Origin of the sequence: Saccharopolyspora hirsuta, from assembly GCF_008630535.1 — a bacterium.
Classification (GTDB): Bacteria; Actinomycetota; Actinomycetes; order Mycobacteriales; family Pseudonocardiaceae; genus Saccharopolyspora; species Saccharopolyspora hirsuta.
In genome coordinates, this window is the sequence record NZ_VWPH01000004.1 from 524,817 (window position 1) to 548,114 (window position 23,298).

General features: G+C 68.0%; 24 protein-coding genes and 1 pseudogene. 8 read left to right on the plus strand and 17 right to left on the minus strand.

The genetic code is table 11. The features are described from left to right. Positions 1-112: 112 nt before the first annotated feature. The 3 genes from F1721_RS10700 to F1721_RS10710 all read right to left on the minus strand — a co-directional run bounded on the left by F1721_RS10700 (position 113) and on the right by F1721_RS10710 (position 3,681). The gene (locus F1721_RS10700) at positions 113-1,357 is read right to left on the minus strand and encodes an exonuclease domain-containing protein (protein WP_150066439.1); all 1,245 of its coding nucleotides are present in this window, start codon (positions 1,355-1,357) and stop codon (positions 113-115) included. Positions 1,358-1,490: 133 nt separating this feature from the next. After that, complete coding sequence (locus F1721_RS10705) at positions 1,491-2,075, minus strand: hypothetical protein (protein WP_150066440.1); 585 nt, start codon at positions 2,073-2,075, stop codon at positions 1,491-1,493. 622 nt (positions 2,076-2,697) lie between these two features. Beyond that, positions 2,698-3,681, minus strand: a complete 984-nt coding sequence (locus F1721_RS10710) for a LacI family DNA-binding transcriptional regulator (protein WP_150066441.1) — start codon at positions 3,679-3,681, stop codon at positions 2,698-2,700. A 150-nt stretch (positions 3,682-3,831) separates the two neighbouring features. On the opposite strand from F1721_RS10710, the gene F1721_RS10715 reads away from it, so the two are divergent. Beyond that, a complete protein-coding gene (locus F1721_RS10715; RefSeq protein ID WP_150066442.1) occupies positions 3,832-4,743 on the plus strand; it encodes a dihydrodipicolinate synthase family protein in 912 nt (303 codons plus the stop codon). A gap of 179 nt (positions 4,744-4,922) precedes the next feature. After that, the gene (locus F1721_RS10720; protein WP_246154631.1) at positions 4,923-6,269 is read left to right on the plus strand and encodes an Nramp family divalent metal transporter; all 1,347 of its coding nucleotides are present in this window, start codon (positions 4,923-4,925) and stop codon (positions 6,267-6,269) included. 214 nt (positions 6,270-6,483) lie between these two features. Here the strand turns inward: F1721_RS10720 and F1721_RS10725 are convergent, their stop codons facing one another. Then, on the minus strand, positions 6,484-7,269 hold the full coding sequence (locus F1721_RS10725; RefSeq protein ID WP_150066443.1) for a DUF1963 domain-containing protein: 786 nt from the start codon (positions 7,267-7,269) through the stop codon (positions 6,484-6,486). Between the two features lie 331 nt (positions 7,270-7,600). On the opposite strand from F1721_RS10725, the pseudogene F1721_RS10730 reads away from it, so the two are divergent. The 3 genes and pseudogenes from F1721_RS10730 to F1721_RS34370 form a co-directional block, all read left to right on the plus strand. Continuing rightward, positions 7,601-8,631 (plus strand): annotated as a pseudogene (locus F1721_RS10730) (IS110 family transposase); the annotation flags it as partial. A gap of 343 nt (positions 8,632-8,974) precedes the next feature. Beyond that, complete coding sequence (locus F1721_RS10735; protein WP_246154632.1) at positions 8,975-9,289, plus strand: MerR family transcriptional regulator; 315 nt, start codon at positions 8,975-8,977, stop codon at positions 9,287-9,289. A gap of 84 nt (positions 9,290-9,373) precedes the next feature. Next, the gene (locus F1721_RS34370; protein ID WP_170301439.1) at positions 9,374-9,532 is read left to right on the plus strand and encodes a hypothetical protein; all 159 of its coding nucleotides are present in this window, start codon (positions 9,374-9,376) and stop codon (positions 9,530-9,532) included. Positions 9,533-9,579: 47 nt separating this feature from the next. Here F1721_RS34370 and trhA read toward each other — a convergent pair whose 3' ends face one another. The 4 genes from trhA to F1721_RS10755 all read right to left on the minus strand — a co-directional run bounded on the left by trhA (position 9,580) and on the right by F1721_RS10755 (position 11,739). Beyond that, entirely contained in the window at positions 9,580-10,272 is a 693-nt protein-coding gene (gene trhA / locus F1721_RS10740; protein WP_211840411.1) for a PAQR family membrane homeostasis protein TrhA, read from the minus strand. Between the two features lie 359 nt (positions 10,273-10,631). Next, positions 10,632-10,811 (minus strand): hypothetical protein, encoded by a 180-nt coding sequence (locus F1721_RS10745; RefSeq protein WP_150066444.1) that lies wholly within the window; start codon positions 10,809-10,811, stop codon positions 10,632-10,634. Beyond that, positions 10,808-11,137, minus strand: a complete 330-nt coding sequence (locus F1721_RS10750) for an STAS domain-containing protein (protein WP_170301440.1) — start codon at positions 11,135-11,137, stop codon at positions 10,808-10,810. Before F1721_RS10750 ends, F1721_RS10745 begins: the two co-directional genes overlap by 4 nt. Positions 11,138-11,535: 398 nt before the next feature. Beyond that, the gene (locus tag F1721_RS10755) at positions 11,536-11,739 is read right to left on the minus strand and encodes a cold-shock protein (protein WP_150066446.1); all 204 of its coding nucleotides are present in this window, start codon (positions 11,737-11,739) and stop codon (positions 11,536-11,538) included. A gap of 655 nt (positions 11,740-12,394) precedes the next feature. On the opposite strand from F1721_RS10755, the gene F1721_RS10760 reads away from it, so the two are divergent. Beyond that, complete coding sequence (locus tag F1721_RS10760) at positions 12,395-13,000, plus strand: alcohol dehydrogenase catalytic domain-containing protein (protein ID WP_150066447.1); 606 nt, start codon at positions 12,395-12,397, stop codon at positions 12,998-13,000. A gap of 155 nt (positions 13,001-13,155) precedes the next feature. On the opposite strand, the gene F1721_RS10765 is transcribed toward F1721_RS10760, so the two are convergent. The 6 genes from F1721_RS10765 to F1721_RS10790 all read right to left on the minus strand — a co-directional run bounded on the left by F1721_RS10765 (position 13,156) and on the right by F1721_RS10790 (position 18,165). Continuing rightward, positions 13,156-13,719: a hypothetical protein gene (locus tag F1721_RS10765; RefSeq protein ID WP_150066448.1), complete on the minus strand. Its 564-nt coding sequence runs from the start codon at positions 13,717-13,719 to the stop codon at positions 13,156-13,158. 69 nt (positions 13,720-13,788) lie between these two features. Then, positions 13,789-14,769, minus strand: a complete 981-nt coding sequence (locus F1721_RS10770) for a 5-oxoprolinase subunit C family protein (RefSeq protein ID WP_150066449.1) — start codon at positions 14,767-14,769, stop codon at positions 13,789-13,791. After that, a complete protein-coding gene (locus F1721_RS10775) occupies positions 14,759-15,646 on the minus strand; it encodes a 5-oxoprolinase subunit B family protein (protein ID WP_150066450.1) in 888 nt (295 codons plus the stop codon). The genes F1721_RS10770 and F1721_RS10775 overlap by 11 nt, the downstream gene beginning before the upstream one ends. Next, positions 15,643-17,001, minus strand: coding sequence for an acetyl-CoA carboxylase biotin carboxylase subunit (locus F1721_RS10780; protein WP_150066451.1), 1,359 nt, complete (start codon positions 16,999-17,001; stop codon positions 15,643-15,645). The genes F1721_RS10775 and F1721_RS10780 overlap by 4 nt, the downstream gene beginning before the upstream one ends. Further along, complete coding sequence (locus F1721_RS10785) at positions 17,001-17,249, minus strand: acetyl-CoA carboxylase (protein WP_150066452.1); 249 nt, start codon at positions 17,247-17,249, stop codon at positions 17,001-17,003. The genes F1721_RS10780 and F1721_RS10785 overlap by 1 nt, the downstream gene beginning before the upstream one ends. 151 nt (positions 17,250-17,400) lie before the next feature. Further along, complete coding sequence (locus tag F1721_RS10790; RefSeq protein ID WP_150066453.1) at positions 17,401-18,165, minus strand: 5-oxoprolinase subunit PxpA; 765 nt, start codon at positions 18,163-18,165, stop codon at positions 17,401-17,403. Between the two features lie 139 nt (positions 18,166-18,304). Between F1721_RS10790 and F1721_RS10795 the strand changes: the two genes are divergently transcribed. Further along, on the plus strand, positions 18,305-19,207 hold the full coding sequence (locus tag F1721_RS10795) for a LysR family transcriptional regulator (protein ID WP_150066454.1): 903 nt from the start codon (positions 18,305-18,307) through the stop codon (positions 19,205-19,207). A 330-nt stretch (positions 19,208-19,537) separates the two neighbouring features. Here F1721_RS10795 and F1721_RS35615 read toward each other — a convergent pair whose 3' ends face one another. The 3 genes from F1721_RS35615 to F1721_RS35620 form a co-directional block, all read right to left on the minus strand. Continuing rightward, positions 19,538-20,050 (minus strand): TIGR02679 domain-containing protein, encoded by a 513-nt coding sequence (locus tag F1721_RS35615; RefSeq protein ID WP_150066455.1) that lies wholly within the window; start codon positions 20,048-20,050, stop codon positions 19,538-19,540. Positions 20,051-20,364: 314 nt separating this feature from the next. Beyond that, entirely contained in the window at positions 20,365-21,444 is a 1,080-nt protein-coding gene (locus F1721_RS10805; protein ID WP_150066456.1) for a tetratricopeptide repeat protein, read from the minus strand. 834 nt (positions 21,445-22,278) lie between these two features. Next, complete coding sequence (locus F1721_RS35620) at positions 22,279-22,827, minus strand: ATP-binding protein (RefSeq protein ID WP_150066458.1); 549 nt, start codon at positions 22,825-22,827, stop codon at positions 22,279-22,281. A gap of 101 nt (positions 22,828-22,928) precedes the next feature. On the opposite strand from F1721_RS35620, the gene F1721_RS10820 reads away from it, so the two are divergent. Beyond that, positions 22,929-23,298: helix-turn-helix domain-containing protein (locus tag F1721_RS10820; RefSeq protein ID WP_170301442.1), on the plus strand; the 370-nt coding region annotated here is incomplete at its 3' end.

Sequence of the window (23,298 nt, forward strand, 5' to 3'; positions counted from 1 at the left end):
TCAGCTCGGATCCATTCACGACAGTTGGGTCCTCCACAATGGTTCAACGCACAGCGCAGCCCCCGTTTGTCCACACTGCACCCACGTGAGCCGTACACTGTGAACCTCGTGTTCAGGCCGGTAGTCGGGAGAGCGAGCCGAGCATCCGGCCGAACGCCACCTCGGTGACGACGGGGATCGAGTAGTCACGCGCCTTGCGCGCCTTGCCCGACTGGCTGTCGGGGTCTGCGGCGACCACCAGCTTGACCTTCTTGGTCACCGCGCTATGCGGTCGCAGACCCGCTGCAGCAGCGACGTTCTCCCACTCGATCCGGGAGCGGCGCATCTCTCCGGTGAACACCACCAGATCACCGGGCTGCAGCTGGAAGGGGGTGACAGCGGACTCGGCTGGATTCGATGCGGAGGTGCGCGCAGCTTCCAGGATCGCATCCACGTCGTGGTCGGTCATGCCCAGCATCGCGGCCACCGCCAGCAGGTCATCGCGTTCCTCGTCGGTGATGACCCCGTCCGCCCACGCAGCCTTGGCCAGTTCGCGCACGTAGTGCGCGTGCAGCTCGCGTGCCGCGATGCGCCCGATGTTCAGCTCCTCGGCGACCCTGACGAGGGCGTCCGCCTCGGTGGCCGACACGTGCCGGTCCACCAGGGCGTGGTCGAGGACGGCCAGATAAGCCGAGTGCAGCTCGGGAACGCCGGAGTCCGGCATGCGCTCGACGAGCCGGGACAGGAAGTGCACTTCCTGCCGACTGCCATTTCCGCGTGCGACCCACGTGGCGCGCGGGTGCTGAACCACCGGCCACGCCAGCGAGGAGGCCCTCGCGCGTGCCCGGCTCCATACAGGGCTCTGCGGATCGAGGGCGAGGTATCCGGCAAGCAGCTGTGCGGACGCAGTAGCGTCGTCGATGGCACGGTGGGCGTTGCCGATCGAAATGCCGAAGGCGGCGCAGCAGTCGGCCAAGCTGCGCCCCGCGCCGACCAGGTAACGACGAGCCAACCTCATCGTGCACAGGCCGAGTTCGTGGCTGATGGGCGGATTCACACCGCAACGCGCGAACTCCGCGAGGAGGAAGCCCGCATCGAAGCGCAGGTTGTGCGCGACCAGGACCCGCCCCGCGAGCAGATCAACTAGTTCGCCGCTGACCTGCTCGAACCGCGGCGCACCTAGAACGTCGGCCCCGGTGATTCCGTGGATCCGTTGCGGGCCGAGATCGCGCTGCGGATTGACGAGGGTTTCCCAACGCCCGGTGATCTCGCCGTTCGGGCAGACGTGCACGACCCCGATCTCCAGGATGCGCTCGCGACGTCCAGGGTGGATGCCGGTCGTTTCGAGGTCGACGACAGCGTACCCGGCTTCGCTCATTCGGTTCTCCATTTTTGGTTGTCCCACAATAAAGTTCACGGGCGAACGCCCTAGCCCTGCCCGGTTCCACAGGCCTGCGAGGATGAAGGTGGGCTAGGGTGAGCAGCGCAGTCTCATGGTCTTGCCGAGGCTTTCAACCGACCTCGGAAGTGACGATGGGAGTGGGGCGCCGTTCGCGGCCGCCAGGCATGTACGCACGGACGACGCGCTGGGCCTCAATCTGCTCCCACACGGTCGCGACCTGCGCCAGCCACCGAGCGAGGGCTAGCGCCACCTGAGTCGGTTCCGGTGATTTCGCACTCGGCGGGTTCTGCATATCGATGGGTGCGGGCAGGAGCGGCCAGGTCGGCGCGACGAGGTCCTTCCGTCCCTGGGCTTCATAGGCGGTCTGCAACTCATCGCGCTCGCTCAGCAGGCGCGCGCGGGTGGCGGCCGCGGAGATCAGGACCGGCACCGTGATGCCCAACCGGCCGAGCGCTTCCTTCCCAGAAGATGTGCTGAGCACGCGACGTTCGGCTACCAACAGCCTGATCTTGCAGCCCTCGTTGATGTCGAGGGTCCACGCGCCCGTGAGACGCGACAAGCCCGGTGCCGGGCTGGTGTTGACATGCCAGACGATGACCGCGTCGTCCCGGGCGTCGACAACGCAGTCAGCGCGGGTCGGCGCGGGTAGGACTGCTGCGGGTTCTCCCGATGTGCAGTGCTGCGAACTGCTCAACACGACGCCCTTGGTCCTCTCACCTGACACTCGGGCCTACCACCCCCGGCGACGCCGTGCTCGGACCCAACTGCTCAATATCCCCGAGCTCGCTGGACGTTACGCCAACCTTCCGCAACGAACCCGCATTCACCGGACTGGCCTAGTCCAGCAGTCGATCTGAGCAGTAGGCACCCCGCCAAGTCTTCGACATCGCAGTACAAGCACGCCGCCTCGGACACCGACTCCCCGGCGTAGTCCAAGACATCTGCCCCCACATCGCCCCCGAAACCGAAGAACAGCTCCTCACCGCTCTCCAACACCGCTGGACCCAAGCCCAGCAGGACCACGTATCAGAAACCCCACCCTGACCCTTGACCAGTGAGGAAGCCTCACCGCCACCCGAGCCGGAACCTCTCCTCACATATCCTCTCACCCACGCTCCCGCAGTCAGCGGCTGAATCCTTCTCCGAACACTCGGTACAGCCACCCGACAGGACCAGTCGATCACAGGCAGCACGTTCCCGCCAGAATCCTCTAGCGACGCGTTTGGCCGCCTGCTCACATCCCGATCAGCCCGGGCTGCCGCCGGTGCGATCCCATGTCGTCCCGACCGGAGAAGTGCCGGGCTGGAACCGGCGGGTTATCGGGGCGGGGCCGTGGTCGATTCGCGCGGGATGAGCGTCGGGGCGCTCACGAGGGTTTCGCCGCTCCGCCCTCGGCTGTCGTCGAGGAGCAGGCGCAGCGCGTCCTCGGCGATCTGCCTGAACGGCACCCGCACCGTGGTGAGCGGGACCGGGAGCCTGCTGACGACCGGGATGTCGTTGTAGCCGACGATCGACAGGTCCCGGGGGACCTCGAGACCCAGCGCGTGTGCCGCGGAGAGAACGCCGATCGCGGTGTTGTCGTTCACTGCGAACACCGCGCTTGGCCGGTCGGGGCGATCCAGCAGTCGGCGGCCCGCGATCTCGCCCGCCTCGATCGAGAACGCGTCGCCGGCGACCAGGGCTGGGTCGAACGCGATTCCGGTGTGCTCGAGCGCTTCCCGGTATCCCTCAGCCCGTCCGCACGCGCTGGAGGCGTACTCGGGCCCGCCTACCAGGCCGATCCGGCGGTGCCCGAGATCGATGAGGTGCCGGGTCGCCAGCTGCGCCCCGAGCCGGTCGTCACCGATGGCGGCCGGGCTGCTGCCGTCGGTGCGGAGAGCCAGCGCGTAGGACGTCGCGCCGACGTCGACCGGGGTGCCGACACGTGCCGTGGTGAGGATCAGCCCGTCGACCCTGCGCCGACGAAGTGACTGCACCGCAACGGTTTCCGCCTCGGGCTGGTCCTCCGTGGTCGCGACGACCGTGAACAGTCCGCGGTCGGCTGCGACCGCGGTGATCGCCTCGTAGAGCATGGCCATGACGGTGTCGGTCAGCCTCGGCACGATCACGCCGACCGTGCTCGTGCCGGACCGGCGCAGACCCGAGGCGAGCGGGTCGCGGACGTACCCGAGCTCGGCCGCGACCTTCCGCACGCGCTCCGCGGTCTCGCTGGTGGAGCGCGGAAGGCGCTCGTCGAGCACCCGGGACACCGTGGACTTGCTGACCCCGGCCGCCCGGGCCACGTCGAGGATCGTCACCACGCCCCGAGCGTACCCGACGCGGGAACGTTCCCGGGATCGGTATTGACACCGGTCCGCGGGTCAACCATCGTGTGGGAACGTTCCCGCTACCGTTCCCGTCACGGGCGAGCGGTGTTCACATCCGCACCTACCCGGATTGGAGTCCCTGGCATGTCCCTCGATCTCCGCGGCCTCAACCCCGCCCCGGTCACCCCGTTCACCCCAGATGGCGAGGTCGACCACCAGGCCATGGCCAAGCTGGGCCAGTGGCTGGCCGGCCACGAGGGGGTCAAGAGCCTGGTGGTGCTCGGCCACGCCGGCGAAGGCACCTTCCTGACCCAGGACGAGCAGGTCGAGACCATCGCCAAGCTGGTCGAGGCGGTCGACATCCCGGTGATCGCCGGGATCACCGGTGAGGGCACCCGCGTGGCCGTCGAGGAAGCCAAGCGCGCGGTCGCCGCTGGCGCCGAGGCGGGCCTGGTCTACCCCTCGCACGGCTGGCTGCGATTCGGCTACCAGCAGGGCGCCCCGCAGGAGCGCTACCGGGCGATCTACGAGGAGGCCGGTCTGCCCTGCATCCTGTTCCAGTACCCGGACGCGACCAAGGCCAACTACGACCTCGACACCCAGCTCGAGATCGCCGCCCAGCCGGGTGTGTTCGCCACCAAGAACGGCGTGCGGAACATGCGCCGCTGGGACACCGAGATCCCGGTCCTGCGCCGCGAGAACCCGGAGCTGCAGATCCTGTCCTGCCACGACGAGTACCTGCTGCACACCATGTTCGACGTCGATGGCCTGCTGGTCGGCTACGGCAACATCGCCCCCGAGCAGCTGCTCGAGCTGATCGCTGCTGGCAAGGCTCGCGACTACGCTGCGGCCCGTGCCGTGCACGACCGCCTGCTGCCGGTCACCAAGGCCGTCTACCACCGCGGCTCGCACATGGAAGGCACCGTCGCGCTGAAGCTCGCCCTCAAGGCCCGAGGCGTCCTGGAGCACGCGACCGTGCGGTCCCCCCTGGTCGACCTCTCCCCCGAGGCGGAAGAAGAAATCGTGCAGGCGCTCAAGAGCGCGAAACTCGTCTGAACCGTCCCCTGCCCACACAACGAGGCGGGGTCGCCCACTTCGCGGCCCCGCCGGGCCGGACGTTCTCAATCGCACCCCCGGCCCCTCTCCAGCCGAGGTCCAACGACCTGGCTGGCCCGGTGACAATGCAGTCCCCGATGAACCCCGCGACAACGCCGCGCGGGGGGCGAGGAAACACCATGTCCGACGTAGCACCTGCCCGGTCGAACAACGGGCCCACCGACCGTCGCGCCGCCACACCGCAGGCCACTGCGGCGTCCGCATCCGGCGACGGGACGTCCCCCGTCGCCTCAACCACCGCACCGGTCGGCCGCGGCCGCCGGGCCCTGCGGATGCTCGCCCTGATGGGACCGGCGTTCATCGTCGGCGCCTGGCAGTTCGGCCCCGGCAACCTCACCTCCGCAGTCCAGGCCGGTAGCCGCTTCGGCTACTCCCTGATCTGGGTCATCGCCGTCTCCACCGTGCTGATGCTCGTCTACGCCGACATGAGCATCCGGATCGCGCTGGTCTCGAAGGGCTCCGTGGTCCAGACGATCAAAGAGCACCTCGGCAGCTGGTCCGGCCGGATCGCCGGGCTGGGCGTCTTCGCCATCACCCTGATGTTCTCCGTCGGCAACGCCGTCGGCTCTGGCCTCGGCCTGTCCCTCGTCTTCGGCGGCTCCCCGATGTGGTGGACACTCGCCTGCACCGCGGTCGTCGTCGGGATCCTGTTCGCCCGACGGCTCTACACCGTCATCGAAAAGCTCGTCCTGGTCATCGTGGCGATCATGGCGGCCTCGTTCGTCGCCACCGCGATCGTGACCCGACCCGACTGGGGCGCCGCCGCTGTCGGGTCGATCGTCCCGACCGTCCCGGCCGGTGTCGGGCTGCTGATCGTCGCGTTGGTGGGCACCAACTTCTCGGTCAACGCCGCGTTCTACGCCGGGTACGCCTCCCGCGAACGCGGCCTGCGTCGCGACCAGTACCGCGAGACCACCCTCGTCGACACCATTCCCGGCATCGTCGCACCAGGGGTCATGACCGCGCTGGTCATCATGGCCGCGGCCGCGGTCCTGCCCGGGGTCGGCGGAGAACAGGGAGCGACGCTCAACCAGTTCTCCGCAGTGCTCACCCCGATCGCCGGCGAAGCAGGCCGGACCATCTTCTCGCTCGGCTTCACCGGCGCCGCACTCTCGGCGATGATCGCCAACGCCACCGCAGGTGGCACCCTGCTCTCCGACGGCCTCGGCCACGGCAACAAACTCTCCTCGTGGAAAGTCCGATCCGGCATCCTCGGCGTGCTCGGCTTCGGCGCCCTGATCACCGTCCTCGCACACGGTGCATCACCGGTCCAGCTGATCATCGCAGCGCAGGCCCTGACCGTCGTCATCGCGCCGATCCTGGCAGTGCTCATGCTCATCCTCGCCAACCGATCGACCCTCATGGGCGACCTGCGCAACACCTGGTGGCAGAACGTGCTCTCCGCAATCGGACTGATCGCCATCGCGGCGGTCTGCTACCAACTGGTGATCACCAGCTTCTTCTGATCCACGGCACCGCATGCGCGAAGTATGTCGACCAGGTCGTCGATGCACCGGTGGACTACGACCGTGGCCCACCGGTGACCGAAAGCCGCTGCTTCGCATGACCATCCTGAGCTGGAGCCGCTGCGCCCCGCTCGACTGGCAACACCTGACGGCGGACCAGCTACTCGCAGCAGAAGCCCGGTGCGGGCTCGCCGGATGTCCACCGTCTCGACGATCAGAAAGCGTCCACGTACACGTACACCCGGTCGAAGCGGAGCGCGGCCAGATCGGCGCGGCGGATCACCCAGTGGAACAGGCCCGCCTCCAGCTCGTCGCAGTCGTCGTCACCACGCCAGGTGGCCAGCAGCGTCCACTCGTCGCCGTCCGCGGCGGGCAGCGGCACCTCGTCCTGGGCCACCTCGACCGGATCCCAGTTGAACAGGACCGGCTCACCACCGAGCTGGAACCGCCAGCGGGGACGCCAGCCGACCACGTGCGACCACGCGGACTCCAACTCCGCGGCCTGCTGCGACTCCTCGTCGTCGTCCTCCTCGTGCCAAGGCCACGACCACTGGTGGAAGCAGAAGTCCAGTCGTCCACGGCGGAAGGTGCTCACACCGTCCTCCGGGGCACCCTCGTGCTCCACCAACGGCGTCCCGGCCGGTACGTAGCGCACAGCGTCGGCGACCACCGCCCCAGTGCCCGGCACGGGATCTGCGAAGAACAGCAGTCGGCCCTCGGTGGGCAGCGGCAGGTCCGTCGCTCCGGACGGCAGGGCAGCGCAGTCGACAGCCCCGACGAACGCGGCGGTCGGTGCCGGGGCGCCCTCGGGCAGCGGTGGATTCCCACCGGTCAGCGCAAATACCGGGCCGGGGCCGTCCGCAGCGAGGTATATCGCGGGGCGGGCCGTACGCATGTACGCCTCGACCTCGGCTGCCGGAATGCCCCGAGCGACGGCCTCGGCGCGGAACCGGGCAGCCCTCGCCTCGTGGGTATCGTCAGCGATCTCCGTGTCTGTCATGCGCCGAATCTATTGCCCGACACCCGAACCAACCAAAACCACCACTTGGCGCCAGAAAAACCTGCTGATCAGCACTCGGCCCCGCACACTCGGGGATCTGGCACTGGCCCCTCGTTGCCTTTTCGCGGCTCTGATCTTGGAGCCCTGGTCGCCAAGGTCCGGCATGACTTTGTCCCCCGCCGAACTCATGATCCGGAGGGTGGTGCCACCGGCCTGGCGGCATCGAGAGACCGCTAGTAGAGACACGGCCGCCTGCAGGTAAGTCTCGTCGTAGCGTGGCTAAGGGTCGTCGATGCCTGACTGTGGCCAGCAACTTCGACGTGAAGAGGGGATGACCAGAACATACGGCGTGTTCCCCGGCCTGGACGTGGGCAAAGGCGAGCACCACGCCGTGGGCCTGGACCCGACCGGAAACGGCTGCACGGCGGGCCGCTGCCAACAGCGAACCGAAACTGCCGGCGGTATTCGACAAGCTCGCCGCCCACGGCCCCGTGTTGGTCGTGGTGGAACAGCCGGCCACGATCGGCGCTCTGCCGGTCGCGGTCGCTCGCGCCTTGCGGACACCAGGTCGCCCACCTGCCCGGCCTGGCGATGCGGCGGATCGCCGATCTCCACCCGGGCAAAGCCAAGACCGACGCCCGCAACGCCTTGTTGATCGCCGACGTCACCCGCATCCCCCCGCACACGTCGCGGCAGGTCGACGTCGGCAACGACGCCCTGGACGAACTCGGTGCCCTGGTCGGTTCCGACGACGAGCTGGCCGCCGAAGCCACCCGGATCAGCAACCGCATCCGCGGCCTGCTCACCGGCATCCGCCCCGCTCTCGAACGCGCCCTCGGACCCCGCGTCACCCACGCCGCGGTCCTGAAGATCCGGGCACGCTGCGGCGGCCCGATCGGCCTGGCCAACCATCAGCCGCCGCAAGCTCGTCTCGATCGCGCCCAAGCACGCGCCCCGCATCGGCGCCCGGCTCGTCGACGAGCTGCAAGCGGCCCTGGCCGAGCAAACCGTCGTCGTTCCCGACACCGCCACAGCCGACATGGTCCTGCCACGGCTGGCCGAAGGCCTGAAACCGCACTGGATCAACGAAAAACGCCCGCTGCCGAGGTTGAGGGAGCACTCGATACACACCCTCTCGCCGAGGTCCTGACCTCCATGCCCGGCATCGGAGTCAGGACCGCCGCCCGCACCCTGCTGGAGATCGGCGACGCTTCGGCGTTCGCCAGCTCGGCCCACCTGGCCGCCTACCCCGCGACCCGTCCGACCCCGACGAGGACGACAGCGTCCAAGCCGCCTCCGGCAGGCTCTGGCCGCCCCGGGTTTCGCACTCCCCTCGCCCCGGCAAAATTTCTGCACTCGCCGATGTAGACATGGTTGCTCGGCCCTGTTAGTATTTCTCTCCACAGACGGAGAGCACTGAGGCGCCATCACCGACGAATCGGCGCGGCAAGCAGTGAAGTGGAGCTGTAGTTTGCAGGTCCCTGGGGTGGGCAACCGGCCGGTTGCCCACCCCAGGGGAGCGAAAAGGGTGAGTCCGTGATCCGTACGCGAGCAAGAAGGGAGCGTCGAGTCACTGTTTTCCCTGCCGCTCCACTCCCGGTGTTCGTGGATGGATGAGCGGCCTGAGTAGTGAGTGATTACCCCTCGTGGCCCCCGGTGCACCACTGGTGCGCCGGGGGCCTTGTTGAGGGGTGAGGGAGCGGTATTGAGCAAGGATCGGCACGGCGCCGACGCGAAGTTCGACGACGAGGATTACCCCGCCTACACGATGGGGCGGGCTGCGGAGATGCTGGAGGTGACCCAGCCGTTCCTGCGGTCGCTGGAAGAGGCCGGCCTCATCGATCCGCAGCGTTCGACCGGGGGCCACCGGCGCTACTCCCGGCGGCAGCTTCGGCGGGCCCAACGCGCCCGCGAACTCATCGATCAAGGCACCCCGGTGGCGGCGGCGTGCCGGATCATCACCCTCGAGGATCAGCTTGCCGAGCACACCGGCCACCCGGAGTCCGGCGCGCAAAGTTAGCTCGCGCGCCGACGTCGCGTGCGCCCTGGTCACGATGCCGCACAGGTGGGTTCAGAGCCGGCAACGCCGTCACGATGTAGCGAAGTGCCCGACCGGCCGGTGCATGGCTTGTCCGCGGCGTTGCTGGCCTGCTTCGTGGTGACCGCGCCTGTTGAGGCCGCTGATCTGACCCGCAGCCTGCTGGGCCGACTCGCCGCCGCATCCCACAACGGCATGGTCGTTCTGAACAACCTCGCCACGTGACGGACCCCGGCCGACCCGTCCGGGAGCGCCGGGGTCTCCTCGCCGCGTCAAGAGATGGCGGGTGTTATGGGCAGCAGGAGCCAGACGGTGACGTAATGACAGATCGCCGCTGCGGTGACGGCGGTGTGGAAGACCTCGTGGTAGCCGAAGGTGTTCGGCCACGGGTCGGGCCACCGGGTGGCGTAGCTGATGGCGCCGAGGGTGTAGAGGACGCCACCTGCCAGCAGCAGCACCAGTCCCGCGACACCGGCGGTGCGCAGCAGGTCGCCGAGGACGAACACCGCGACCCATCCGAGGGCGATATAGAGCGGGACACCGACCCAGCGCGGTGCGTGGGGCCAGGCGAGTTTGAGCAGCATGCCGCCGAACGCTCCGGCCCAGACCACGCCCAGCACGAGGCGCGCGGTGTCCTGGGGCAGGGCCAGCAGGCCGATCGGGGTGTAGGTGCCTGCGATCAGCAGGAAGATCATCGAGTGATCCAGCCGCCGCATCCACGTGCGGGCACGCCGGGACCGCCAGGTGATGAGATGATAGGCAGCGCTGACACCGAACAGGCCGAGCACCCCGGCCATGTAGAGCGCCACGGCCGCGGTTGTTGTCGGCGGGCCGGTCGTGGCGGCCAGAGTGATCAGCACCGTGCCGGAGGCGGCGAACCCGATCGCGCTGGCCAGGTGAATCCACCCCCGCATCCGGGGTTTGACCGAAGCGTAGGCGCGACGCGTCGTCAGGGCTTCGCTCATGCCAGCAGGATACGAATTTTGGTGCTGCGTGGGGTTTATGCGTTCGATCACGGACCTCCTGGCCCGTCGGCGGTGAACGGGGTGCGCAGCGGGCGCAGAGTCTCCTCGTCCTGATCTGCACGCCGACGCTGCGTGGCCGGGGTGGCGCGGGGCGGGCCGGGCTCGAGGAACATCACAGGCGCCACCGGTCTCCGCGCGCAGGAGTGGTCTGCGCGGGGTGGGCGGGGGTCGTGACGCGGCCGAGTGCCGCGCTGGTCAACCTGCGCGGGGCCGCTCCGAGTCCCGTTGCCGGGGCGGAGGGAGGTGGAGAGGTTCACGGGAAAGTCCTTTCGCGAGGCCTGAGGCCGGTGGTGGTGTGGTCAGTCGGCGTCGGTGAGGAACACGTGTCCTCCGCCGTAGGCCGCGAGCTGGTGGTGGGCGCGGGCAATCGCATCGTGTTCGGTGCCGGCGATACGCGCGGTCTGCTGGCCTTCGGCATCGGTGATCTGCCAGGCATCATCGGACAATGTCCGCGCGACGTGACGGCAGTGCCGCATCACGCCATCACCACCGCGGCGTTGCTCCGAGGCGTAGGTGTCGTGGCCGTGGTGGTGGCGAACTCGGCGCAGCGAGTGCGGGCCGGGAGGGCGCTCACTCCGGCCGCTTGCAGCACGCGAAGCACCCAGGGCGCGGCGTTGACGATGCGCAGCGGGATGCGGCGATGGGCCGCGTAGGCGTGCGCGGCGACCAGAAGATCGAGCCCGGCTGCATCGATGGTGTTCGCCCGGGCCAGGTCCACCAGCGTGTCCGGTGGTCCGGTCAGCACATGCGGCCAGAGCTGCTCGGCCAGCAGGGTGACACCGTCGCCGACGAGGTCACCATCCACTGGGAACACTGTGGGCAGGGTCGTGATCAGGCTGTAGTTAGCCCGCATCGGGCTCCAATACACGTCGAAGGATCCTGCGGCCTAGCGCAACGAAGAGAGTCGCCGCTGCAGTACCGCAGGCAGAAACAAGGTTCGGCTCCGGGAACCCGGCCCGCGCAAACGCGCTCGGCTCAACCGGAGGAGAAAGAAGACTGGTGCTGCAGCAGGCTGCGCCCAGCCGCGTCGTTGCGCGCCCAGTGGTGGGCAGCGTCGTCACGGCGGAGAACGTGCTGCGGGGCTAGATCGGTCCGGCCCGCCTCAACCGCACCGCAAGTCGCGGGTGCGGGAGCGATGCCGGATGAAACCGTAGTCCCCGGCCCGCACACGAAGTGCGGGCCAGGAAGAAACTCAGCGGAACCTCAGACCACGCGCACGACGTCGGCCTGCGGACCCTTGGGGCCCTGGCTGACCTCGTAGGTCACCTGCTGGTCCTCGTCCAAGCTACGGAAGCCGCCGGCGTCGATGGCCGAGTAGTGCACGAACACGTCCGGGCCACCCTCGTCCGGGGCAATGAAGCCGAAGCCCTTCTCCGAGTTGAACCACTTCACGGTTCCGTTGGTCATGTCAGTCTCCTTGGTGAGCTGGGGTATGACGGGCAACCACACCACGCGGGGGCCCGGGCCGGGGGATCTCAGACGGCGGCTCACTCCAGCTGCAAACCGAAGAAAGAAGCTCGCCCGCATCAATGTCCTGCGAGCATGAACAAAACACGAACCCAGAAATACAACGACCACCGATCACCCTACACGCCCGACCACCATCCCCGCAGAGGCGCGCCGGTGAACCCGACTCAGCATCCGGCGCTGAGGCGAGAGCAGGTGGCGCCGCGGGCCGAGAAGTGCCAGCGCACGACGGGTTCACCCACGGCGGCTGGGCCGCTGAACGGGGCGAGGACAACGCCATCATGAACAGGTGGGTCCAGCGGCGGGTACCTCCTGGGCCGCCGCACCTACCAGGACGTTCTGGCCCATTGGAACACCCGGGACAGCCCGTTCCGCGACGCCCTCAACAACGCCCCCAAGTACGTCGCATCCAACCCCCTGAACGAGCCCCTGCCGTGGCCCAACTCCGCACTGCTCTGCGTATTCGGGTCTGCCCGCACCTGTTCACCACGCCCGAGCAGATCGACGCCGTGCTGGAGCTGCTCCATGCCTGAGGTCAGCGCATCTGATCGCGGCGCTACCTCATGGGGAATGCGGGGCGTGCTCGCCGGGATCGTTGGGCGAGGTCCTGACGCTGCGCGAGGTCTCCGGCCCCGCGCCGCCGGGCACGGATGACGTGGTGGTGAGGATGATCGCGAGCACGGTCAATCCGTCCGATGTCCTCACGATCGCAGGCGCACACGGGTCGCGCACCACGTTCCCGTTCGTGCCGGGTTTCGAAGGTGCCGGGGTGATCGAATCGGCAGGCTGCGGCGTCCCTCGGGAACTGATCGGGCAGCGGGTGTTGCCGCTCGGTTCGGCAGGATCGTGGCAGCAGCTGAGGTGTGCCGACTGGCGGTGGTGCGTTCCCGCACCAGCGGACCTACCGGACGAGATCGCGCGCTTCGCGCACATCAACCCGCTGACAGCGCATCTCATGGTGGAGCGCTTCTGCACCCGGGCGGCCAGGAACGTCTTGATCACCGGGGCGAGCACGACCATCGCCGGTCATCTCGCCGAGCTCCTCGCTGCGCGCGGGATCACCTCTGCAGGGCTGCACCGGGGCGCTCCGGGCCGGGCCTGGCCGCACCGCGGCCTGTGGCGGTGCCTGGTCACGACGGACCGTCCCGGTTGGGCGCAGCAGGTGCGCGACTCGTCGCAGGGCGGCTTCGATGGGGTTTGACTGCGTCGGCGACGCTGCTGGGACCGAGCTGATAGATCAGCTCTCAGCGGGCGGCGCCCTGGTCCACTACGGACTCCTCTCCGGGGCACCGCTGCCTGCGGCATGCTTCGACGGCCGACGCGGCACCCGCGTGGAGCTGTTCCGGCTGCGCGATGTCATCCACACCCTCCCCGTGAACGGCTTCCGAGCCTGTTCGCGCCCGTCTTCGAACAGCTCCGCACGGGCCGTCTCCTTACGCACCCTTCGGTGCGCGCCGACCTCAGCGAACTGCCAGCGGCGCTCGCCCCACCACCCCACAGGAAGGTCGATCTCGGCCCGTAGCGCGCCGGCGTCCGAGCACCGTCGGCCGGCGTGTAGGTCATCAGCTCGGCACGCTGGCGCCGAACCCCAGGGATCTCCCGCTCCACGACGTCGAGCACGTGGGGCTTGCGGATGCCGGTGACAGCGTTCGAATCCGCATTGCCGGTCCACCAATCCCCGTGCACCCACTGCGGTTGTTCGGAGACCACCCGCAGCCACCGACGACCTTCCGAGCTGTCCACGGCGGCACTGATCGACCGTAGGCGCCAACCGAACACCGGCTCCCCCGCCACGGCCACGCCGAAGTGCTCGGCGGCGCGCGCGAGGTTGGCGCGCATCCATTCGGCGAACTGGCGGTCGGCCTCGGCGACCTCAGCGGTGGTGGGGTCGCGAGTTCGGCGACGGTGCGCCCGCAGCACCGGCTCCCCAGCATCCGCACCTACATGTGGTCCAGATTGGAACAAACCCGAACGCACGTCGTGGACAGACTATTGGGCCGCGAGGGTGCTTCGGATCTGAGCGAGTCGGGCCGACCGCTCTCGCCGGGCGTCGAGCGCCTCCTCGAGGGTGACATCGACGAACCGCACCTTGGTGTTGGGGCGCATCTGGCCGATGCGGTCCATATCTGCGCTGATCACGGTGCCGACCATCATGTACCCGCCGCCGGATACGGCGTCTCGGTGCAGGACGATCGGCTCCTGCCCCGATGGCACCTGGACCGAGCCGATGGGATAGCAGGCGTCGACGATGTTCGACGGGTCATCGCCGGCACCGAAGGGCGGGATCCGCGGTACGAACTCGAGCGGTGTGCCGCCTTTGAGCCGATAGCCGATCCGGTCCGCCTCCGACCCGACCGTCCACGTCTCGCCGAGGAAGGTGTCCATCGAGTGCGGGGTGACGCGGTGGTCGTACATGCCGCGAAGCATCCGCAGCTCGTTCTCCGCGCTCAGCGGCATCCGCAGCTCCTCGGGCAACTCCCGGCCGACCTGCGGTGCACCGTTGCGGCGCCCAACGGGCAGGACGTCACCGGCCTGGAGCGGCCGCCCCTCGTGCCCGCCCAGGCCACCCAACGCGTAGGTCGACCGGCTGCCGAGCGCCTCGGGAACGTCGATCCCACCAGCAACCGCGATGTAGGCCCGCGCGCCGGCGGTCGCGAACCCGAAGGCCAGCGTCTGCCCCGGTCCGACCGCGAGGACGGTGTTGGTCGGCTGCACCTCGCCGTCGATCGACGGCACCATTTCCGCTCCGGTGACCACGACGTGGGTTGCCTCGGTGAACGTCAGCTCCGGCCCCATCAGGGCGCACTCGAGGACAGCGGCCGTCTCGTCGTTGCCGAGCAGCAGGTTGGCGGCCCTGAAGGACAGCTGGTCCATCGCCCCCGACGGTGGGATGCCCAGGTGGTAGTACCCGGAGCGTCCCTGGTCCTGCACCGAGGTGAGCAGGCCCGGCTTCTTCACTTCAATTTGCATAGAGGGCCTCCAGCAGCCGTGCGGGGTAGCCCGCGGGGTCGGCCGAGAAGTCGCGCTGGGAGAACTTCACGGGGGCGGTTCTCAGGGTGTAGTCGTTGCGCTCGACCGCGGCGACGATCTCGTCGTGCTCAGCGCGGTCGATGGGGCGGAACTTGACGATGTCCCCGGGCTTGAAGAAGATCGCGAAGTCCGACAGATGGCGGATCTGCTGCTGCGGGTCGTAGATCGGCACCGGGGTGACGCCGAACATCTGGTAGCCGCCGGCCCCGCGTACCGAGTAGATGCAGCTGAAGCTGCCGCCGTAGCCCACGGTGTGCTTCGGGGTGTCCGTGCGCGGCTTGAGGTACTTCGGCACCTGGATCTGCTTGTCCCGGTCGACCATCTGGTACATGAACGGCAGGCCCGCCACGAAGCCGACCATCGAGACGAACCACGGCGTCGCCGAGTGCGCCTCGATGAACGCGGCGACGTCGGCGTACCCGTTGATCCGGGCCGCGTACTCGATGTCGGTCGAGTCCGGGTCCTGGTGCCGCTCCCGGAAGCGCATCAGGGTCTCGTGGGTCCACGGGTCCTGGTAGTAGACCGGGATCTCGACGATCCGGGTGTCCAGAGTGCCCTCGTGCTCGCCGATGTTCGCCTCGATGTCCTCGAGCACCTCCTGGAGGTGGGCGACGTCGAGCACGTCGGGGTCGAAGCGCACCTGGAACGACGCGTTCGCCGGGCAGATCTCGGTGATGCCACCGATGTTGCGGGCGGCGAGCTCCTTGGTGATGAGGAGGCCGCGGAAGAAGGCGTCGAGGGACATGCTCTCGGACAGCTCGACGAACAGGTGCTCGTCGCCGCCGAGGGTGTACCGGGTCGATGAGGTGGTGGTCATGACGCTTGAGACTCCATCCACTGCTCGATCCACGTCGTGTGGATGTTGTTGTCGATGACGTCGTCCTGGCCCAGAAGCCGCTCGAAGAACGGCAGCGTCGTCGCGGGCCCGACCAGCTGCATCTCTTCCAGCGCCCGCCGCAGCCGCAGCAGGGCCTGCTCGCGGGTCTCGGCGTGGACGATCAGCTTGCCGATGAGCGAGTCGTAGAACGGCGGGATCGTGTACCCGGGGAACGCCATCGAGTCGATGCGCACTCCGGGGCCCAGCGGCCACTCCAGCGACTCGATCGTGCCCGGGGCGGGCATGAAGTTGTTGTCCGGGTTCTCCGCGTTGATCCGCACCTCGATCGCGTGCCCACCGACCCGGATGTCGTCCTGCCGGTAGGGCAAGGGGGCGCCGCCTGCCACCAGGAGCATGGCCCGGATCAGGTCCACGCCGCAGATCTCCTCGGTGATCGGGTGCTCGACCTGGATCCGGGTGTTCATCTCGATGAAGAAGAACTCCGCGCTGTCCTGGTCGTACAGGAACTCGACCGTGCCGGCCCCGGAGTAGTTCACCGACTTCGCGAGCGCGACCGCCGAACTGCAGATCCGCTCGCGGACCTCGGGGTCGAGGATCGCGGCCGGGGCTTCTTCCCAGATCTTCTGGCGGCGCCGCTGCAGGGAGCAGTCCCGTTCGTAGAAGTGCACGGCCTCGGTTCCGTCACCGAGGATCTGGACTTCGATGTGCCGAGCTCTGTCGACGAAGCGCTCGAGGTAGACGCCGTCGTCGCCGAAGGCCGCCTGGGCTTCCTGTTGGGCGCTCGCGATGCCCGCGGCCAGCTCGGCCTCGTCGCGCGCGATCCGGATGCCGCGGCCGCCACCGCCGGCGGCAGCTTTGATCAGGACCGGGTACCCGACCTCGGCCGCCGCGGCCAGGCCCTCCTGGACGTCCTGGATGAGCCCCTCGCTGCCCGGGACGACCGGCACGCCGGCCGCGCGGGCCGTTGCGATCGCCTCCGCCTTGTGGCCCATCCGCGCGATCGTCTCGCTGCTGGGGCCGACCCAGATCAGCCCGGCGTCGCTGACGGCCTTCGCGAAGGCGGCGTTCTCGGAGAGAAAACCGTAGCCGGGGTGGATGGCGTCGGCGCTCACCTCTTTCGCTGCTGCGAGCAGCGCCTCCTGGTTGAGGTAGCTCTTCTTCGCGTGGGCGCCCCCGACGTTGACCGACTCGTCTGCCAGCCGCACCGCCAGGGACTCGGCGTCCGCGTCGCTGTGGGCCGCGATGACGGTGATGCCGAGTTCCTTGGCCGCCCGGATGGTCCGGACGGCGATCTCGCCACGGCTGGTGACCAGCAGCCGGCAGATTCCGCTCATCAGAACTCCTCCAGCCGGATCAGGACGTCGCCCGCGTCGACCGGGTCCTCGTTCTCGACGCAGATCTCCACCACGGTTCCGGACACCTCGGCGGTGACGCGGTTGAACATCTTCATGACCTCGACCAGGCCGATGGTGTCGCCCGCCGAGACCTTCGCGCCGACGGTGATGAACGGCGGCTCGGAGGGTGACTCCTTGGCGTAGAAAGTGCCGGGGATGGGAGAGGTGACTTGGTGGATCGTGCTCATACCAACCGTCCTTTTTGTTGCGTGCAGCGTGAATGTCCCTGCCTGTGGAAATTGAGTCGACTGCCCGCTGCGGGAGTTGACATGCGGGCCCCGCTTCAGCGCCTACGCCCTGCATCGTCCCCGCTGGCCACGCGGGAAGCGGCAGTCCAGGTCAAGCGGCGAAGGAAACGATCTGGACGCCGGCCTCGTCGAGCACCTCGCGGGTGCGGTTCATCAACTCGAACGCACCGGGCGTGTCGCTGTGGATGCAGACCGATTCGAACTCGACGTCGATCGTCGTGCCGTGGACGGTCTCCACGGCCCCCCGTTGACATGCCCGGAGGACCTTGGCCGCGACCTGATCGGGGTCGAGGGCGCCAACCTTGCGCGTGAAGACGATCTGCCCGTCTTCGCCGTAGTCGCGGTCGGCGTAGAACTCCCGGACGACGGGCTGCCCGCGGTCGAGGGCCGCCTGGTGGATCGCGGTGCCACCCATGACCAGGACCGGCAGCTCGGGGTCGACTGCCTGGAGACCGTCGACGAGCGCTGCGGCGAACTCCTCGTCCCGCGCGGCGTGCATGTAGAGCGCACCGTGCAGTTTGAAGTGCTGCAGCGGCACACCGTTGAGGCGGACGAACTCCCGGACGGCTCCCAGCTGGTAGATCGAGTCGTTGACGAGTTCGGCAGCCGTGGCCTTGATGTGGCGCCGACCGAAGCCGACCAGATCGCGGAACCCGGGGTGCACGCCGATGCCGACGCCGTGCTCCTTGGCGAGCCGGACGGTCCGGGCGATCGTGCTGGGATCGCCCGCGTGGAAGCCCGCTGCGACGTTGATCGAGCTGACGAACCTCATCATCGCGGCATCGATGTCGTCACCGAACATCCATGCGCCGAAGCCCTCGCTCATGTCGCAGTTGATGTCGACCTGGGTCCTCATGGCCGTTCCCCCTCCATCACGCCGTAGACCCTAAAAGGACACCAATACATCAACAATGCCAATAATCAGATACCGTGGTATCTGAAAGACAGAAGTCCACAGTCGGCACTTCGCCCCATCACCCCTAGACAGGACCGCCATGACGTTCTCGACCAGACAGCTGCGCTACTTCGTGGCCGTCGCCGAGGCCGGCCAGCTGAGCGCGGCGGCGAAGGAGCTCTTCATCTCGCAATCCGCCGTCACGTCCGCCATTCAGGACATCGAGAGCCAGCTGAAGCAGCCCGTCTTCATCAGGACTTCCCGCGGGGTGCGCCTCACCGACACCGGCACGGCCCTGCTCCCGAAGGCGCGCGAGATCCTTCGGATGCTCGAGGAGGCGGCCGAGGTGACCAGCGCCGACGCCACCCTGCACGGAGCCGCTCGAGTCGGCGTGACCTACACCGTCATGGGCTACTTCCTCCCCCAGCACATCCAGCGGCTCGCCGCCCGCTACCCCAACCTCGAGATCTCCTGGCTCGAGATGAGCAGGGCCGAGGCCGAGGAGAAGCTCATCGCCGGTGACCTGGACTTCGCCCTCCTGCTCACCTCCAACCTCCGCAGCCCCGCACTCATGCACGAGACGTTCGTCCACTCGGCTCGGAGGTTGTGGATGGCCCCCAGCCACCCGCTCGCCCAACTGCCCCAGGTCCACCTCGCCGACGTCGCGAAGCACCCGTACGCACTGCTCACCGTGGACGAGGCCGATCGGACGACCCGGGCGTACTGGGGCGAGCTCCAACCCCAGGTCTTCATCGAGACCACGTCGATCGAGGCCGTTCGCAGCATCGTCGCCAACGGGAACGGGGTGACCATCCTCTCCGACATGGTCCACCGACCGTGGTCCCTGGAGGGGAAGCGGATCGAGACGGCCATCGTCAGCGAGCACGTGCCGGACATGCAGATCGGGCTCGCCTGGCGCAAGGGAGCCCAGTTCACGTCGGCCATGAGAACGCTCTACGACTACTTCCACGGTCAGTTCAACGCCCCCGGCCTGTCGACCTGACCGGCCTTCCGATTCAACTCGAAGGATCATTACCTCGTGGGGTGTCGCGACGACTTGTCCGGCGTGATCGCCCCGCAAGGGGCCGCGGGTGGGCGTCCCATGACGCGGATGTTCGGCCAGCAGTCGTTAGCAGCGTAGCGCTGGACGGCGCATGCGGGACCGGAGCAGCGGGGGCTCGGCAGCATACCCGGGCGGGCGTGCGGGTGAACTTGATCTGCTGCCCGGCAACGTTGACGGGCATGTCGCTGCTGGGCTATTCCACTTCGACGAACATGTGCCGGACCGCGACGTGCAGGTCGACGAAGATGTCGACCACGCTCTGCACCGGGCCTACGGACTCTCCCGCCGGAGATCGCCAGCACCTCTGCCTTCGTCCGAGCCTTCATCCACGGCTCGAGAACCGCACGCACACCGGCCGAATTCCTGCTGCACAGCGACTTCGCGGCGAACCGCTCGTACCGGGCCACCTCCCAAGCGAAGCCGTTGGTCGACGATGCTGTTACCCGAGGCTCTCAGGTTCAGCACGACGACTGACGAGGACAACCGATCTGCTGGCACTCCTGACCATGCCAGCAGTGCCCTGACCACGTCCGGCCGGTACGGCATCGGTTCCTGGGCTCGTTCGGCGACTGCTTCGACCAGGCGCTGTCCGATGAGTGTGTCCAGGTCGAGGTCGTGTGGGTCCCCGGTGCAGTCATGAGCCAGATTTGCCAGTGTCACAGGTGGGGTGCCCGGTTGCCGGAGCCTGTCGATCTTCGCCACTGCTGCCGCAAGGTGCCGTGCCTTGGTGAGGACCTTGTCGATGTCGGTCGGCGACGCCCGCGGCGCGGATCCGGTTCGCAAGCAGTGGCCCGGCGGCCAGGGTGTTCTCCAGGTCGATCCAAAGCGATTTGCGTGCGGCGGCGTTCGCGGTTCGTTCGGCGGTGTGGTTCACGACGGGCTCGTCCACCGAAGATCCACAACCGCATGCAAAAAAGCCCGTTGACCTGCACTTACGTGCTGATCAACGGGCTCTTCGCTCCGTCGGGATGGCGGGATTCGAACCCACGACCCCTTGACCCCCAGCCCAGCCCACGAAAGACACTGACCAGCGAAACCCGAGAAACCCCAGGATAAACCGGTGCAGCACAGTGCCGTTCAGCGCAGTACACCCCACCTCAGGTCACTACACCCCTCCCATAATCCTTCCAATCCCGCTCCCACAATCGGCGGCTGAATCCTGAATCGAAACTCCGCATCGCTGCCGAGAACTCGCCCCGAGCGCGTTGCACGTGCGCGACCGCGGCCAGCGCGTAGGCCCGTTGGTGCGGCATATCTGGGCGGGTGGCGCACCGGATGGCCTGCTGAGCCCATTCCGAAGCTTGGTCGATCTTCCCCAGGGCGACGGAGGCGTCGCAGAGCATTTCGAAGTACATCGGGCGCATCGTGCTGAGCAGGCTGGGCAGGTCGCTGCCGCGGCCGACGTCGAGGATCAGCGTGCGGGAGCGTTGCGGATCGTCGTTGAGGCGAGCGCCCATCGCCAGGATGTAGGCGGTGCTCAGGCAAGCCCAGTCAGTGCCCGGCGGGAGAGCCGCAGCGGCGCGCTCGGCCATGTCCATCGCGGACCGCGCTTGGTGGCGGTCGAGCCACATGAGACTGAGCGCTTCCAGCGCCAAGGCGAGGTTCGCCAGGTCCGACGCGTTGATCTGCTGCGCGACTTCGCGAGCTTGCCGGGCCGCGCGCCGGGCGTCCGCCAACTGCCCGATCTGCACCCGCATGTTGCTCAGTCCGGCCAGCAGCAGCGGCAGCACGAAAACGTGTCCGGAATCCTGGCAGATGGTCATCCCGCGATTGAGGTGGCGCTCGGCGTCGGAGTACCGGCCGACGAGGCCCTCCGCCCAGCCCAGCAGCGAGAAGTATTCGGGGTGCAGGGTGAACGCCGCATCGGGCAGCGCGTCGACCACTCCCGAGGCTTCGTCGAGGAGCGCCTTGACCTCGTCGAACTTCCCGGCCACGGTCAGGTGCAGCGCGTTCAGCGCGGTCACCGCCACGCGGGTGGGCTGGTCGCCTTGTTCGGCGGCGAGGCGGACGGCGAGCTCGATCCGCTCCCTGCTGGGAAAGCTGCCGCTGAGCAGGCCGATGAACCCGTAGCGGACTATCAGCTTGGGCACGTCCGGCGAGGCCACGCCGTCGAGCGCGTCGAGTTCGCTGGTCAGCAGCGCTGTCGCCTCCGCGTAGTGGCCGAGGACGCATTCCACCAGCGCTCCGAAGCTGACTGCGCAGGTGCGGGTTCGGGTGGGGCCGGGGGAAGCAGCTGCAGCAGTTCGTGCAGCACCGCACGGCTTTCCGGAAGCTTGCCCAGCAGCGCCAGTGCTTCGGTGAGCAGCAAGAGGGCGCGCGGGCGTTCTGCTGAGCTCTCGGCAGGCAGCGTGCCAAGCGCCTTGCGCAGCCACCGGGCTGCCACCGACGGGGAAGACCTCAGCGTGGCCTCCGCGGCATCGATCAGCGTTCGCAAGTCGCGCGCGTCGTGCTCGCTCAGCGAACGCTCGATGTGCAGGGCCCGCTCGACGGGTGAAGCGCGCCGCCGTTCCCGCAGGGCGAGCGCGCGGCTGTGCACCGCCGATCGCTCGCACGGGTCCAGGTTCGAGTAGACGGCTTGGCGGATCACCGGGTGGCGGAAGGTGATGGTCGGCGTCCGGTTGGCCGCACGCACCAGATCGCGGCGGATCAGCGCCTGCACCGTGGCGCAGCACTCGGCGGGATCAAGCCCGGTCATCTCGGCCAGCGCGGGGAGTTCGAATTCGTCTCCGAACACCGCAGCCGCGCCTGCGACCCGGGCTTCGACCTCGTTGAGGGCGGTGAGTTCCCAGGAGAGCAGTTCGGCGACCTGGCGCGGGAGTCGTTCCCAGCGGAACGCCTCGTAGCAGTCCTCATCGCCCGTGGTGTGCGCCAGGGCCAGCAGGTACATCGGATTGCCGCGGCTTTCGTAGTGCAACCGGTGGAGTTCCGGGTCGTGCTCGGCGAGGCCGAGCAGTTCAGCGCATTTCGCCAGCGGCAGGGGACCGAGTTCGAGCCGTTCCACGGTGCCGAACTCACGTCCGTGGGTCAGCGATCGGCACAGTTCCAGCGGCGTCTGCCGGGGCCGGAGGGCGATCACGATCGGTGGCATGTCCGCTGAGCGCGTGATCAGGTCGTCGATCAGCTGCACTGAACGGGAGTCGGCCAAGTGGAAGTCGTCGAGCACGATCACCACGTCCTCGCCCGCCAGCGAGGCCAGCAGGGAAGTGAGCAGTTCGGCGCAGCGCTTCGAGGCGCCTGGCTCCCCACCGTTGCAGGATCCGAGGAGGTCTCCGAGCTTCTCGAACTCGGATGCGCGGAATTCGTTCCGCCGCACGGTGAGCGCACTGCCGAAGGCAGCGGAAGGGAGCGGTGGCGTCCGCTTCGGTGCACCGTCCGATGAGGACTGTCGTATTTCGGTCGCGCGCGGACTGGGTGAAATCCGCAAGAATTCGTGTTTTTCCCGATCCAGGCTCCCCGGATACTTCGATCACCCGGCCTCGATGGCGGGATGTGTCGGCCAGTACGTCGAATAATCGCCGCTCATCCGGGCGAATTACTCTATTTGAGTGAGCCTTTTTCATCCTGATTTTTGCTGGTCAGGGTGGAGGGGCTTGGGTGTGAGTGAAGCTCCTGGTAGATGGATCGTCGACCAAGATCAACCCAGGACTGCCAGGAGCTTCGGGTGTTGTTGTATCCGTCGGCGATCGACCTGTCCAGCACGACCCTGCGGTATGTCGCTGAAGTGTTGCGGACCCATCACCGCACGATCGGTTCCCGGTGGCGCAAACTTCGCGCGGATCAGCAGGCACTGCTGGTGCTGGTGTTTCTGCGCAACGGTGACACCTACGCGCGGCTGGCCGCCGGGTTCGGTATCGGTGTAGCCACCGTCTACCGCTACATCCGCGAAACCACACGGCTGCTGGCTGCTCGTGCCCCCTCGCTGACCGCCGCGTTATGGCGACTGGCCTGGACGTTCACCAACTTCGCCATCCTCGATGGCACCGTCATCCGCACCGACCGTATCGCCGCGAACCGGCCGTTCTACTCCGGCA

Coding starts and splice junctions, on each gene's coding strand:
- F1721_RS35620 (WP_150066458.1), bottom strand. CDS start 22,827: ATGAAAAAGGCTCACTCAAATAGAGTAATTCGCCCGGATGAGCGGCGA.
- F1721_RS10785 (WP_150066452.1), bottom strand. CDS start 17,249: ATGAGCACGATCCACCAAGTCACCTCTCCCATCCCCGGCACTTTCTAC.
- F1721_RS10770 (WP_150066449.1), bottom strand. CDS start 14,769: ATGCAAATTGAAGTGAAGAAGCCGGGCCTGCTCACCTCGGTGCAGGAC.
- F1721_RS10755 (WP_150066446.1), bottom strand. CDS start 11,739: ATGACCAACGGAACCGTGAAGTGGTTCAACTCGGAGAAGGGCTTCGGC.
- F1721_RS10725 (WP_150066443.1), bottom strand. CDS start 7,269: ATGACAGACACGGAGATCGCTGACGATACCCACGAGGCGAGGGCTGCC.
- F1721_RS10795 (WP_150066454.1), top strand. CDS start 18,305: ATGACGTTCTCGACCAGACAGCTGCGCTACTTCGTGGCCGTCGCCGAG.
- trhA (WP_211840411.1), bottom strand. CDS start 10,272: ATGAGCGAAGCCCTGACGACGCGTCGCGCCTACGCTTCGGTCAAACCC.
- F1721_RS10775 (WP_150066450.1), bottom strand. CDS start 15,646: ATGACCACCACCTCATCGACCCGGTACACCCTCGGCGGCGACGAGCAC.
- F1721_RS10700 (WP_150066439.1), bottom strand. CDS start 1,357: ATGAGCGAAGCCGGGTACGCTGTCGTCGACCTCGAAACGACCGGCATC.
- F1721_RS10720 (WP_246154631.1), top strand. CDS start 4,923: ATGTCCGACGTAGCACCTGCCCGGTCGAACAACGGGCCCACCGACCGT.
- F1721_RS10790 (WP_150066453.1), bottom strand. CDS start 18,165: ATGAGGACCCAGGTCGACATCAACTGCGACATGAGCGAGGGCTTCGGC.
- F1721_RS10715 (WP_150066442.1), top strand. CDS start 3,832: ATGTCCCTCGATCTCCGCGGCCTCAACCCCGCCCCGGTCACCCCGTTC.
- F1721_RS10780 (WP_150066451.1), bottom strand. CDS start 17,001: ATGAGCGGAATCTGCCGGCTGCTGGTCACCAGCCGTGGCGAGATCGCC.